12 protein-coding genes, 1 pseudogene and 2 riboswitches are annotated in these 13,010 nt (G+C 37.7%); of the genes and pseudogenes, 1 reads left to right on the top strand and 12 read right to left on the bottom strand.

What is annotated here, in order from left to right; all coding sequences use genetic code 11:
* Positions 1-75 precede the first annotated feature (75 nt).
* Positions 76-265: riboswitch (cobalamin riboswitch) on the bottom strand.
* A gap of 173 nt (positions 266-438) precedes the next feature.
* From ribE (RCG20_RS20905) to RCG20_RS20885, 5 genes and pseudogenes are all read right to left on the bottom strand, one after another.
* Positions 439-909, bottom strand: a complete 471-nt coding sequence (ribE, locus tag RCG20_RS20905) for a 6,7-dimethyl-8-ribityllumazine synthase (protein ID WP_308182060.1) — start codon at positions 907-909, stop codon at positions 439-441.
* A gap of 42 nt (positions 910-951) precedes the next feature.
* Positions 952-1,548: pseudogene (gene ribB, locus RCG20_RS20900) on the bottom strand (3,4-dihydroxy-2-butanone-4-phosphate synthase); the annotation flags it as partial.
* 13 nt (positions 1,549-1,561) lie between these two features.
* Complete coding sequence (ribE, locus tag RCG20_RS20895; RefSeq protein ID WP_308182059.1) at positions 1,562-2,221, bottom strand: riboflavin synthase; 660 nt, start codon at positions 2,219-2,221, stop codon at positions 1,562-1,564.
* 313 nt (positions 2,222-2,534) lie between these two features.
* Positions 2,535-2,679, bottom strand: a riboswitch (FMN riboswitch).
* Between the two features lie 100 nt (positions 2,680-2,779).
* Positions 2,780-3,250, bottom strand: coding sequence for a GyrI-like domain-containing protein (locus RCG20_RS20890; protein WP_308182058.1), 471 nt, complete (start codon positions 3,248-3,250; stop codon positions 2,780-2,782).
* A 50-nt stretch (positions 3,251-3,300) separates the two neighbouring features.
* Complete coding sequence (locus RCG20_RS20885) at positions 3,301-3,768, bottom strand: Lrp/AsnC family transcriptional regulator (protein ID WP_308184419.1); 468 nt, start codon at positions 3,766-3,768, stop codon at positions 3,301-3,303.
* A 208-nt stretch (positions 3,769-3,976) separates the two neighbouring features.
* Here RCG20_RS20885 and RCG20_RS20880 point away from each other — a divergent pair, with 208 nt between their 5' ends.
* Positions 3,977-4,903, top strand: a complete 927-nt coding sequence (locus RCG20_RS20880) for a DMT family transporter (protein ID WP_308182057.1) — start codon at positions 3,977-3,979, stop codon at positions 4,901-4,903.
* 53 nt (positions 4,904-4,956) lie between these two features.
* On the opposite strand, the gene RCG20_RS20875 is transcribed toward RCG20_RS20880, so the two are convergent.
* The 7 genes from RCG20_RS20875 to RCG20_RS20845 all read right to left on the bottom strand — a co-directional run bounded on the left by RCG20_RS20875 (position 4,957) and on the right by RCG20_RS20845 (position 12,468).
* Positions 4,957-5,496 carry a DUF1697 domain-containing protein gene (locus RCG20_RS20875; RefSeq protein WP_308182056.1) on the bottom strand — a complete coding sequence of 180 codons (540 nt, stop codon included), beginning with the start codon at positions 5,494-5,496 and terminating at the stop codon, positions 4,957-4,959.
* Positions 5,497-5,525: 29 nt separating this feature from the next.
* Positions 5,526-5,999 (bottom strand): GyrI-like domain-containing protein, encoded by a 474-nt coding sequence (locus tag RCG20_RS20870; RefSeq protein ID WP_308182055.1) that lies wholly within the window; start codon positions 5,997-5,999, stop codon positions 5,526-5,528.
* A gap of 141 nt (positions 6,000-6,140) precedes the next feature.
* The gene (locus tag RCG20_RS20865) at positions 6,141-6,842 is read right to left on the bottom strand and encodes a Cof-type HAD-IIB family hydrolase (RefSeq protein ID WP_308184418.1); all 702 of its coding nucleotides are present in this window, start codon (positions 6,840-6,842) and stop codon (positions 6,141-6,143) included.
* Positions 6,843-7,246: 404 nt separating this feature from the next.
* The gene (locus RCG20_RS20860) at positions 7,247-7,738 is read right to left on the bottom strand and encodes a carbonic anhydrase (RefSeq protein ID WP_308182054.1); all 492 of its coding nucleotides are present in this window, start codon (positions 7,736-7,738) and stop codon (positions 7,247-7,249) included.
* A gap of 118 nt (positions 7,739-7,856) precedes the next feature.
* Positions 7,857-8,222, bottom strand: coding sequence for a Na-translocating system protein MpsC family protein (locus RCG20_RS20855; RefSeq protein WP_308182053.1), 366 nt, complete (start codon positions 8,220-8,222; stop codon positions 7,857-7,859).
* 98 nt (positions 8,223-8,320) lie between these two features.
* Positions 8,321-10,936: a DUF2309 domain-containing protein gene (locus RCG20_RS20850; protein ID WP_308182052.1), complete on the bottom strand. Its 2,616-nt coding sequence runs from the start codon at positions 10,934-10,936 to the stop codon at positions 8,321-8,323.
* Complete coding sequence (locus RCG20_RS20845; protein WP_308184417.1) at positions 10,933-12,468, bottom strand: NADH dehydrogenase subunit 5; 1,536 nt, start codon at positions 12,466-12,468, stop codon at positions 10,933-10,935. Before RCG20_RS20845 ends, RCG20_RS20850 begins: the two co-directional genes overlap by 4 nt.
* Positions 12,469-13,010: the final 542 nt, after the last annotated feature.

The following is a 13,010-nucleotide window of genomic DNA, read 5'->3' as shown; positions in this document are numbered from 1 at the left end:
GGAGGAGTTATGTAGGTTAAGAAGAATACGTTAAACTGCCCGTATTGATCTCAACACCCTCCTATCCGCGTAGGTTACTGGTGCAAAATAACAGGCAGGTTTCCTGGCTCATGGTCATCGCTTCCTATGCCTTCCCATCTATTATAGACAGTGACATCTTATAGGTTGCTCCCATTTACAGTGGCGGGACCGCGTTGGTTTTTAACCAAACTTCCCTTTTAAGCTAAAACCAAACGATTTTAGCACCTGTTTTTATTGGCTTGATTTTTTATGTCATGATAATTATATAAGTTAATAGATCGATTTGTATATAGTTTTATTGAAAAAGAAAAGGACTACCTCCCCACAAAGAGACCACGCAAATCAGAAAAATTTTGCTGAATTTCTGATTTGTTATGATTCTACAAGAAGGTTAGTCCCAACTGGAATTTCTATTTCCTATTGCTCGATACTCTTACATAAATTAGCCATTTCAATTGCTGAGCTCGCTGAGTCCCAACCTTTATTTCCAGCTTTTGTTCCTGCTCTTTCAATTGCCTGTTCGATTGAATCTGTTGTTAGAACACCAAAAACTACTGGAACACCACTATTTAATGCTGTTGCTGAAACTCCTTTTGCTGCTTCATTGCAAACATAATCAAAGTGTGGAGTTGCACCACGAATAACGGTTCCCAATGTGATAACTGCATCATATTTTTTACTATTTGCCATTTTTTGGGCAATCAATGGAATTTCAAATGCACCTGGAACCCAAGCTATATCAACATCTGCTTCATTTACTCCATGTCTCTTTAAAGCATCCTGTGCACCGGATAATAATTTACTTGTAATAAACTCATTAAAACGTCCTACAACGATACCAATTTTCAGACCTGTCCCAACTAAATTTCCTTCAAAAGTGTGTCCCATTATAATTCCTCCACCAATTTATTTGTGTGTTTTCTCGTGTATTTGATTTAAATAGTGTATTAAATCTTTTATCGTAATCATTTTTAATTGAAAGCGATCAGCAATTTTCCTCAGTTCTGGAACTCGTGCCATTGTTCCGTCTTCGTTCAAAATTTCACAAATTACACCAGCTGGTTTAGAACCTGCTAGTTTTGCTAAATCAACAGCTGCTTCTGTATGACCTGAACGTTCTCGTACACCACCATTTTTAGCAATGAGTGGAAAAACATGACCAGGACGTTTAAAATCATCGGCTTTTGCATCCGAGTCCATCATACTTAATACTGTTGCAGAGCGCTCAAAAGCAGAGATTCCGGTTGTTGAAAATTTATGATCGATGCTAACTGTAAAAGCTGTTTTATTTGTATCTGTATTGTTTGAAACCATTGCTTCCAAATTAAGTTTATGTGCTAATTCTTCTTCGATAGGTACACACATTAGTCCTCTTGCATGTGTCACCATGAAATTAACAACCTCTGGTGTTGCTTTTTCCGCTAATGCAATTAAGTCACCTTCATTTTCCCTATCCTCATCATCACAAACAATAATCATTTTTCCTTGTTTTAGCTCATTAACAGCTTCTTCAATCGAATTAAACACTAGACAACTCTCCTCACTTGAATCCATTTTCTTCTAGAAACGATGCAGTAAGACTACCTTTTCCTTTTTTGTTCGATCCATTTGCCGATCCATTTAAGAAATGCCCAACATATTTGCCAATCATATCGCATTCCAAATTCACAACGTCTCCTGAATCTTTACCACCTAAAATCGTTTCAGACATCGTATGGGGGATTAAGGAAATTGTAAAACTATTCTCAGTCACTTCAAACACGGTTAAGCTTGTCCCATCGACACAAATAGAGCCTTTTAAAATAATATAATTCAGCCATTCTTTGTCAGGTTCAATTTCATAATAAACTGCATTTTCAAATGGTTTTTTGCTCTTAATCACACCTGTTCCATCGATATGGCCTGAGACAAAATGTCCACCAAATCTTCCACCTGCAGCCATCGCCCGTTCAAGGTTGACGTGAGAACCGCGTTTAAGCGTCCGTAAACTCGAGGATTTAACAGTTTCAGGCATTACATCCACCTTAAAAAATTTACCTGAAAAAGAAGTTACGGTTAGACATACGCCATTGACAGCGATGCTATCACCAAGCTGAACATCCTCAAGAACTTTTTTTGCTTCAATGGATAGGACATACGATTCCCCGGTCTTTTGGATATTTGAGATGGAGCCAATTTCCTCAACAATTCCGGTAAACATATTTTAACCTCTTCCTTCTATTATATGAAATTCATAGAAAACGTATTTGGGGCTTAAACGCCACCCACCATGATGTATCGGTAAATGAACGATCCAACATAATCAGGCAGTGTGAGCACTGCTTCACATATATTGTTATGGAAAAAGTTATCCCACGCTCAAATTAGATTTTCAGATTTATTTTTGCGATGCTCCGCCCCTTTTCAACAATATAAAAAGGACCCAGAAGGAAAAACACTTCGGGTCCGTTACAAGACAATAAGAAAGGCAAGATTAAAAAATGAGGACATGCGTCTCCCTTTTCTGATCCAGTTTTCTCCTTCTCTCATCCAGACTTTAACTGTCGGCCCTGGAATTTCACCAGATCCACCGCTTAACAATGTTAACCGGGTCACGGACTTAGAAGCCATTGCTTCATCACCGCCGGTAGGGAATTTCACCCAACCCCGAAGGAATTATTCAACTATATGAATATAATTATACTTAAACTTTTCGAAAAAGGAAATTTAATTGTCCACTTTTTCAAAAACAGCTTTGACATTTGTGAATATATATACTTTAACCCTTCTTGATCGGTATGTAAATATCAAATGATAGCTGTTTTTTTGATGAATTCAACCTCTTGAAGTCTTTATCATACACTTCTAAGCTTAATGCATGGTGGTCTTTTTCATATCCGTACTCTTTCATCCAAGAATATATTTTGGAATATGTATGATCAATTTCCCCCGGAGTTCCATTGTGTGTTGCATAAACATAATTTTTCGCTGGAATCGTAAACCCTACCATACCGTCGGGAACAAAGGTTATTTTCTCGACTGGTGTCGTAACATAATAGGTCAATTCTGTTTCCCTGCTATGGAAAGGGGCAATCATAACCGGTTCATCAGTTTGATCTAAGACTTCATCCAACCGCATTTGTAATTCTGCAAACAAACCTGGAATCTTGTTAATTTGTGAATAGGAGCCGTTCCATGGGATTCCAACAACCTTCATTTCTTTCTTTTCAATGACTTGAACGTACAACATACAACAATATCCCTCCCTTTATACCATCTTATTACTATTTATTTATTTTATCACTCCAGAATCGGCAATGCGGTTGAAAACTTAATTTCTCGTAACGATAAACTCGTCTGAATCCGATTTACTCCGGACAGCAAATTTAGTTTTCTAATAAATCGTTCCAACTCCTCACGATTTCGATTTGCTACTTTCAATAGATAATCATACTCTCCAGTCAAGCAGTGACATTCAAGCACTTCTGGCATAGTTTTCATTGCACCCTCTAAATTTTCAAGTTGTTCTTTCTGATGAATATTTGTACTCACAAATATAAAGCAGAGTAAATCAAAACCAAGTTTTCTATGGTTTAAAATAGCAACCTGCTGATCAATATATCCTTCCTTTTCCATCCTTTTTACTCGGGCATGTGTTGCAGGTGGAGATAAATTGACGTGTCGGGCAAGATCAGCATTGCTTATCTGTGATTCTTTTTGCAAACTATTCAGAATCAAAAAATCAGTAGCATCTAGCAAAAAAATCAGCACCTTTCATGTGCAAACATTCATTTCTTCATTATCCATTTATTTATCAATTGACAAACAGAATAATATTCTGCCAATATTCTTTTTGCTTTTCATTATTCTTTTCTTAATTTATTATACGAAATAATACACAATATTAATATAGATTCTGTTAAAATTATTAACATAAAAATATAGTAATGATTTGATTTTTAAAGGGGCCATTTTGATGCCAATTTTTTACGTATTGATTTTGTTATTAACTAGTTTTCTTTGGGGAGGAAATTTTGTCTTTAGTAAATTTCTGGTGGAGCATGCTTCCCCAATGACATTAACCATTTTACGTTGGTTAATTGCAATCGTATTACTCTTACCATTGGTATTGAAAAAAGAAAAAAGCCTGCGTATTCCTAAGGATTCGATTTTACCGTTATTTCTAATGGGATTTATGGGTGTAGTATTATTCAATATGTTTCAATTTTTAGCATTGGCACGTACTTCTGCCACAAACGTAGGATTAATTTCAACATTAAACCCCATTTCGATTGCTGTTTCATCAGCACTATTACTCCATGAAAAAATAAAGCTTCCGCAAATTTTTTCAATGATGATTTCATTATTTGGGGTTCTCGTTGTCCTCTCAAAGGGTGAACTCAATCAGCTTATTTCCCTACATTTTAATAGCGGTGATCTTTGGATGATTGCAGCCGTCATCGTCTGGGGGATATATTCTGTTTGCGGAAAATGGGCAATGAAAAAAGTATCTCCATTGATGGCAACATTCTATTCAGGTGTTTTCGGTGTATTGACTGTTATGCCCTTTAATCTTACCCATTTTCATATTATCAATGTGAATACCTCTTTTATTAGTGCTATTCTCTATACTGGAGTCATTTCAACTGTTGTATGCATGCTTTTATGGAATATGGGAGTTCAAAAAATAGGGGCAACAAATTCGGGGATATTCTTGAATTTCAATCCAATCTTCACTGCAATTCTAGCGTTTTTCATTTTAAATGAACAAATGACATGGACTGAATTACTAGGCAGCATTATCGTAATAACAGGTTGCTATTTATTTTCCTTTTTCGGTTCAAAAGAAAAAAAGATTCAGGTCAAGGCTATACATGAAAAAGCAATCGTTCATGGGGACTAAATGAAAGGGACAATTAATCGTGGCTTTCCCCACTGATTTGTTGTCCCTCCTTTTCATTTCATTGATTTTGACAAAGTAGCTAACTTGTTTGTTGTTTTCCAGTTACGAACAGTTACCTGAACACCTAACTTTTGAAGTTGGACAGCTAGTTTTGAAGTGAGAATGCTTTGGCGTAAAAATAAATAAACCTGTTTTCCTACCAATTGGCACTCATCCATTTCACTTTTAAAGGTAAGCAAATGATCGATTCGTTCCTGTGAAGGCAATTTTGCTAAAAAAGCTAAATGAAGGCTCTGCCCTTCTGCAAGGTTATCAGTTGGATAGGGACAATTCTTAATAATCTGTTCTAATTCTAATGCGGTTCTTATCACAACAGTGATTGAAAAACCGAAAACCTTCTGAATCTCGGTCTCAATTCGGTGGCATAAAGTATCTGCTTCTTCTTCTGATTCAAATAGGACATTACCACTTTGAATATAGGTTTGAACATTTTTAACACCCAAGGTTTCGAATAGTTGTTTCAATTCGGCCATTTTAATTTTGTTGTGTCCGCCAACATTAATTCCTCGTAACAAAGCAATATATGTAGTCAAATTTGCACCTCCCTATATAATTTCTTTTTTTAGTCTACAGGGATCCAAATTTCCGAATAATAGTTTGGTCTGTATGGGTTTTCTTCTGGATATACTTCTAAATTTGGCGCTCCTGTATGCTGATAGTCACTTGAAGGAAACCATTCCGAAAATATTTGCTTCCAAGCGTTCTGCATTGCATTTGGCATAGGACCGTGTACCTCAAAAATAGCCCATTTAGATTTGGGGATTTCCAGTTCCAACAGCTCTTCGGGTGTGTCGCCATCAAATTCAGTCGCTACCCAATAATCTATTACTTGTTTTGAGTTTGTTTCAACACAAATACCAAGAACTCCTTTAATTTGTCCATTATTCAGTTTAAATAATAAATCATCTGTCCCATCCTTGTTAACTTCGTCCCATATTTTTGGAATAAGCGCATGATTTTCCCCATTGACACATGAAACCTGACGTTTAATCCCTACCACTTGAAAATGATTTCTTTCAATAATTTTGAATTTCATAAGTTCTACTCCTATCAGAGTTTTTTTCTACTTATGGGTTTAAGATTTAGCTTCTTTTTCGGCCTTCACTTGTTGTTTCACCGTGTTCCCTAATAAAATCTTTTGTAAAGTTGTAGCCATATTTGTTGGCAAATTATTATTTTACAGTACCCATTTTCGAATAGCCACCGCTACCCCATCTTCATTATTTGTTGCGGTTACCCAGTCTGCAGTTTCCTTCACTACTTCTTGGGCATTTCCCATTGCAACCCCTAGTCCAGCTTCTTTTATCATCGCAATATCATTCAGACTATCGCCAATTGCCATTACATGATTCATTTCAATCCCTAGCTTTTCACAAACTATTTCAAGTCCTTTAGCCTTATTGATACCTGCAGCATTTACTTCAAGGTTTTCCAAACTTGAATTACTGATTTCAAACATTCCTCTATTTTGGAGTTCTTTTAAAATAATTCCCCTACTATCATCATCTGTAGTGCTAAATCCGAATTTAAGCCATTCGAATGCATGTATATCGTCTGGCATCTCATCTTGCCAAGTACGGTCGGTACTAATTGCCCAATAGTTTGTTTTGTGGTTTTGGGCAAGGCTCAACATCCATTGAATTTGATCAGAGTGGACAAGTTTTCTTTCTACTAACTGTCCTTGATCATTCCATATCTCACTTCCGTTAACAGTGACTAAATATGAGGTTAATTCAAGAGATTCAGCATGGCTTCTACATGTCAGTAAAGACCTCCCAGTGCTAAGGACTACATATATACCTTGTTCTTTCGCTTCTTTTATTGCTTGGCGATTCTCAATAGAAATTTCGCCTTCTTCATTTAAAAGTGTCCCATCCATATCAAGTGCAATTAATTTAATCTCCGCATCACTTTTGAAGTTATCCAGGCAAATTACTCCCTTTCTGTCATATCTAAACAATAGAATATCATTTTTTCATTTGATTTATCAAAAATAAATATAGTTTACATAATATTTTTATGGTTAATGACAAGGTAATCAACCGCTTCATAGATTGTAGAAGATAAGAGTAAAAGAAATTAGAAAGAAAACTCGCTGATTGGCGAGCCCCTAAGAGCGATGACAGAAGCGTAGTAGCCCTTATGCACTAGCAGAATTTATGGAAATAAATTCTGCTTAGCTAAAAAAAAATCAGCTAGAATGCTGATCTTCATGAAGGAAGCGTGCGAGGAATGCATAAAAGTCTTCCTGATTACTGCTGTTGGATAAACGGATTTACCTACTTAGAGAACGACAGTTTTTGATTGATTTTCATTCTCTAATAAGAATTCTGTAACCTTCACATTTGAGGGCATCAACGGATGATTTCGAATGACGTTGACAATATTTTGCATGCTGTTGGATGAAGTTTCGCTGCCCTCCAGCCATTCTCTAATGTTTCCCTTAGGAAATTCCGCCATGCAATTTTTAAACAGATAATCCAATGTTTGCATTTTATCTTGTAAACCTTTATTTTCATATATTTTCTTAAAAATCTCTCTTGTACCCTTTTGCTCATCTTTTGATACGATAACGAATATTTCTTCAACATTTTCTTGATAAATAGCAATGATGATGTCTCGCATTAAATCACTGAATGGTGTAATGGTTAGTCCATAACATTGCCAGATTAAAATAGTATTCGGTTGAAGACTAGTAATCTTTTTCATTATACTTTCCGGATTTTGCTCCATTCCAATCACAAACAACACTTTTTTCTTTTCATCAATTTTCATTAAGCTCACCCCATTATTTAACTGAATTTAAGTTCCAATTCCAATTAATTGAGCTATTTCTTGCCCTAACAAAAATTGTCCATAAAAAACATTTTGTACTAGTAAAGTCCCATTGTTTTTATGACATTTTATCTTCCAAATCTCCTGAAAGTTTAAAGACCATGACCCTTTCACCGGTTTGGGTGCTAATATCGGTATGAAAACTTACTACTTCCTGACCTGTTAGCGAAAATATAATATGCTTTAATTCTTCTTGACCGGATTCCACCAAGCTGTTTCGTATCTTTTTTATTGATAACAATCCCTCTTTATCCTTACATAGTGAATATTCAGCAGGGGTTAAAATTCGATGCAATGTAACAATAATCATATCTCGGAAGATATCAGACTTAACAGATATTGAACCGCGTCCAAGATAGCTTTTCTCCCATTGAGTTAATGCTTTACTGATTTCAGCTTCAAGAGTGCCTTTTGACTTATCCATATTGATCCCTATCCCTTCTGTACTATTAAATGGCTGTATAATTTAATACCCTATAATAGTTATTGCATATAAATATTTTTTTCACACCGAAGCAAACGCTAAGACCAACTCTTCCAGTTTCCTTCTGGATCAATGGATGATAGCCGAAGCCATCCGTTTTGAACTTTTTGTTGGAATGGCTGATCATGATTCAACAATCGTTCCACATATTCCTTTGGTGCTTGGATCACCACCAGCAACCTTAGAGGTGCATGATAGACCAATTGATCCGATTGCATAACCGACTGCCAGGGAAGTCCGGCTAATAAGTCACTGGCGTTCCCCTGCATGACTCCGATTCCTGCTGTCACTGTTTGGGTTGCTTTATTTCCGCTTCCATAATAATGAGGTGCAACGGCTGAAGCGTAATATTGCAGGTTAATCCATTGACAAACCGTTGCCGGTCCAGCAATAATGCTGGCAAGAAGTGAACCACTTTTATCCTTTTTCCAGTTATAGTTTTGTAGAAAAACTCTCCCTCCTAGATTCCGCTCCCGAGTCAGCCTTCGCTCCCCGATAACAAACGCCGCATTACCCGCCAGCCCCCATTCCGGACGTACCTCACTCCAATCCTCTGAAAGGCGCTCAGCTTCAGCTTTAGGATTTTTGCAGTTAACCTTTAGATTTGGCAATTTCGGGATTCGCTCGGCGTTTACTTCTTCACTAACCTTTGGTAGTAAAGCTTGAATGCGGGCAAATGCTGCTTTAGCCGTATCTGAAAGTTTCGGAAGATAGACCCAATGTAATTCATCGACTGTTGTAATATGCTCTGAAGCTGCAAAAACGGTATCTTTCGGAATAGAAATTCCCTTTGCCTGGAGGGACTGCCTTACGTTTGGAAGGTTACACAAAGCTGCCAGAACCCGCGCATTAAAAGCGCTTGATGCGCCACCACATGCCCCGCAGTCGAGAGAAGCAGCGTAGGGATTATTGGTGCTACAACTACCATGTCCGCAAATCACCACTAATGAAGCAAAATTATCTGTGAGTCCCATCATTTTTAAAGCCTGCTCTACATAATGCACTTTCTCTTCTTCAGAAAAACCAACCGGTAGCTCCGTTTTAGAAGTATGAATACGGTCTAGCGTTAATTCCACTGCAGGTTTCATGATCCATTTGTCAAGAATTTTCTTGAAGAGGCGTCCTGTGCCGCTTGGCATAAAACTACGGGTCAGTGTTTGCATACTAAGCCATGGGCCACTGATCTCCGGCAGTAATAAGCTTGCAAGCAAGTTTTGTTTCATTTTTTTAAATGTGTCTTTAAGTGAATGTACTGACTGCAACCTTTGGTGAAATTTTTTGTATTCATATTCAGGCAAAAATTCTTTTACTTTGAATTGTGGTTTTAACATTACCGGTAAGGAACTATGGCTATGTTCTCTTTCCAGTTTGTAGGTTTCAATCGGCAAGCCGAAAAACCCAGCTGCTCCAAAGGTTTCAAAACAATCTACATTTTCAAGTTTGCGGCGAAAAGGCTCTGATCGCACATCAATACAAAATACAAATTGTGCTACTGCTGGCTTACTTTGATCTGCAGTCTGCTTCTTTGAGATGATTTTTTTCATTAATTGATCTTCATATGTTTTTTCCCAAGCTTCCATCCAAAGTCTATTGCGGATAATCTTATCAAACCGCCAAGCAAGGGTCAAACGAGCTTTTTGTTCTGCAGAGGGCAACTGTGACCAAGCATTGATTGGCAGGTTCCCCCAGTGGAGCCAAGCAGCAATTAACGATTCTAGGAACACTCCCACTTCCGTTTTTTGCTTAGTTAAAGGAAGATTAGGCTTAATCAAAACCAACTCCAAGGAAAGTCGTACAGCCAAATAGTCAGTAAGTAAAGAGCTTTCCTTAATTTGTTGCTGCGTTCTCCAGAGCATCATTCCTGCCCATCCTGGCAAGGCAAGTAAATGTGCTTCAAGATATTCTTGAACCTCTGAATCAGGTATTTCTAATTGCGATAAGGCTTCTTCTAAAGCAGCGTCAGCTTCCTTCGGCAAATTTTTAAGCTGCTTTCGCGCCTCAGGACTTATATCTGGGTCAAAGGAAACAATTCTGCGCCATGCATGATAGAAACCTTCCTCGCGATTTGGCATAGACCAGACAGCCTGAGACTCATCCAAGAACAATTTACACCACTTAATCATATGGCGGTTGAGATCCCTTGACATCCCCACATCGCAAATCTGATCAAAACGCTGACTAGAAGTTTGTACTGATTGTCTTACCTTCATCTCGGACTTAAATCCACTTAATTTCTTTGCCATTCTTTTTACTTCGGGAAGTACCGTCAATTTGGAAGAAGGCTTATCCTGCAAAAGTGCAGCGCGGCAAAACTGTTCTACAGTCATGCGTGGGAGTTTGAAAGACTGTTTATCAAGCCATTGCTGAAGTCCTACTTCTAGAAAATTCAGATCAATTTCTCCTTGATTCCGTGCAGTCTTGAATACAGAATTATTGGGAAATAGCTCTACATCGCAAATGTCTTTGAAACGACGTGCTATCTGTTCAAATGATTGCCGTTCTAAGCCCATCCAGGGGCTGCGTGCCGCAAACTTGCTAATAGGACTAAGTGGTGCGATGACTTTGCTCGCTGATTTTACTAAATCATGAATATCAAGACCGAGATCTTCAGATACCTTTTCCCAATCTAATGTTTTGGCTAATGTCGTTGTCATCTAAACGACCTCCTATTAGACAAGTATTTTGCCAAATATTTTGGATGGCTTTCAACTAAATCTTTGTGAGGCTCACCCAAATGTACGAGCAATAGATAAATAACTGCGAATACAGTTGAGGAACGATTGTTCGCTAACCATAAACCAAAAGCACTGCCACCCAGCAAGATAAACAGGACCAAGATGGTTGCAGGTGCAGGTGGTTGACTTCCATTCAGAACAGTTTCATGTAACAGACTGTCTAAGGCGGAATGGATGATGTTGAACATGAATGCCGCTCCTGCAAGGAAAGTAAATCCCGCAATTCGACCAATACAACCGTAACCAAAAGCCACTAGCCCGTTCCAAGCAAATGTCACCGACCATCCTAAAATTAGGGTACTGATCATTTGATAATCCTCTCCTTGAGAAGCAAGCCAATAACCAATCCCCATAAGGAGACCTAAAATCCCTCCGGTCATGGTCCATAAATAGGGCAACGGACGGTCCTTGAAGGATAACGACCCGTTATAATGAATCGCGGATCCGGACTGTAAGAAAAGGCTCGCTTTAAATAGCCCATGTAAAATAGCATGAATAATGGCTGCCAAATAGGCGCCTAATGCACACTGGATTAGCATGAACCCCATTTGGGCAATGGTTGAGCCAACCAGTTGTCGTTTATAGTCTACATGGACCAGCATAATTCCGGTCCCCAGTAGCACTGAAATACCAGACAAAATGAGTAGAATTATCTGTGCTGAATCGCTGGTAAAAAGCGGTGCGAAACGAGTCAGCATTAGACCACCGGCATTCACAATTCCAGCATGCATGACAGCAGATACAGGCGTTGGAGCCACTACCGAGTCTAATAGCCAACGTTGGAAAGGATACTGTGCAGACGGAATTACCATTGCCACTATCAAAAGGAGGTTTATACACGTCTTCTCCCATGAAGCTAGTTGTGAAAGATTGTTTTTCTCAAGTATGATCGATAGCTGCCAGTGTTCCGTGGCTTGTGTAATCCAGATTACAGCAAGCAACAAGATAAGCCAACTGAGTAAAAATTGTCGCCCTGAAATGGAAGCGGCTTTTCTGGACACCTGCCACTTTTTATTTAATCTTATAAGCCATGTCAGTCCCAAAAGTGTAGCTCCCCAACAAACCAACAGAAGGTGAAGGTCATTACTGAGCCAGGTAAGGGCGCCGGCAGACGTAGTGAGTGTCATCAGCGTAAAATATTTTCGATAAGAATGATCACCGAATAAGTATCGAACAGAATAGCGCTGTACAATTAAACCAATTGTAAGGACAAAAAAGGCTAGGAGCCATGATAGGGAATCAAAACGCCAAGGACCAACTATCACACATCCATTGTTTGAAACAAGCCCCAACAAGGCGACGATTGGAGGTAACGAAATAATACCTATGTGAAAACGAACAAAATGTAAGGGAATCCTTACGTATAGTATGGAAATTGCGCTTAACAAAGAAACTGCACACACGGTTAAAAATGCAGTTGGCAATGAAATAAGCTCAAAATAATGGAACATCTTAGCTCTCCCCCATAGAAATTGTAGATACAAAGTTAACAAATTCTTTATAATATGAATCTTTTGTTTTAGTTTTTGTAAATAAAAAAACCGGCAATTTTTAAATTTAATGGTCATTTTAAAACCATCAAACTTTAAAAAATTGCCGGTTTACTTTTAACTGCCCTATTTGGCGTTTAAATAGTCTACCTTTTATCAAATTCTTTTCTTTTAAAAATGGAAGTATTTTTAATTTCTACTTTCTATAGATCTCCTTTTTCATAAAGTCAATAGGAAACTATTTACCGTATGCTAAATTTATCTATATTTAAAAGAAATCATTTAAACATTATATTTACGTACAAGATATTACTATCTATAAAACATTCTGTCAAGTTTACTTTCATCCGATGTTTAATTATATTTGCTTCAAACTCTGTAGGATTAAAAATACTAACAAAAGATGGTACTCATTTGATGTCTGATTATGGCAAAACAATTCATCGTAGAATTTTCGTACTATGAGATAAACTTTTTTCACTGAAATCATTCATTATGGTATA

Origin of the sequence: Neobacillus sp. PS3-40 (assembly GCF_030915485.1) — a bacterium.
Classification (GTDB): Bacteria; Bacillota; Bacilli; order Bacillales; family Cytobacillaceae; genus JAUZPL01.
Note: the sequence above shows the minus strand (reverse complement) of the source record. Positions and strands in the feature narration are given on the sequence as shown.

Bases quoted from the DNA above. Each gene is read 5' to 3' on its own strand.
- RCG20_RS20845 (WP_308184417.1), bottom strand. From the start codon at position 12,468: ATGTTCCATTATTTTGAGCTTATTTCATTGCCAACTGCATTTTTAACC.
- RCG20_RS20855 (WP_308182053.1), bottom strand. From the start codon at position 8,222: ATGGATAAGTCAAAAGGCACTCTTGAAGCTGAAATCAGTAAAGCATTA.
- RCG20_RS20850 (WP_308182052.1), bottom strand. From the start codon at position 10,936: ATGACAACGACATTAGCCAAAACATTAGATTGGGAAAAGGTATCTGAA.
- RCG20_RS20870 (WP_308182055.1), bottom strand. From the start codon at position 5,999: ATGAAATTCAAAATTATTGAAAGAAATCATTTTCAAGTGGTAGGGATT.
- ribE (WP_308182060.1), bottom strand. From the start codon at position 909: ATGGGACACACTTTTGAAGGAAATTTAGTTGGGACAGGTCTGAAAATT.
- RCG20_RS20860 (WP_308182054.1), bottom strand. From the start codon at position 7,738: ATGAAAATTGATGAAAAGAAAAAAGTGTTGTTTGTGATTGGAATGGAG.
- ribE (WP_308182059.1), bottom strand. From the start codon at position 2,221: ATGTTTACCGGAATTGTTGAGGAAATTGGCTCCATCTCAAATATCCAA.
- RCG20_RS20880 (WP_308182057.1), top strand. From the start codon at position 3,977: ATGCCAATTTTTTACGTATTGATTTTGTTATTAACTAGTTTTCTTTGG.
- RCG20_RS20865 (WP_308184418.1), bottom strand. From the start codon at position 6,842: ATGGATGGGACACTTTTAAATGAAGAAGGCGAAATTTCTATTGAGAAT.
- RCG20_RS20890 (WP_308182058.1), bottom strand. From the start codon at position 3,250: ATGTTGTACGTTCAAGTCATTGAAAAGAAAGAAATGAAGGTTGTTGGA.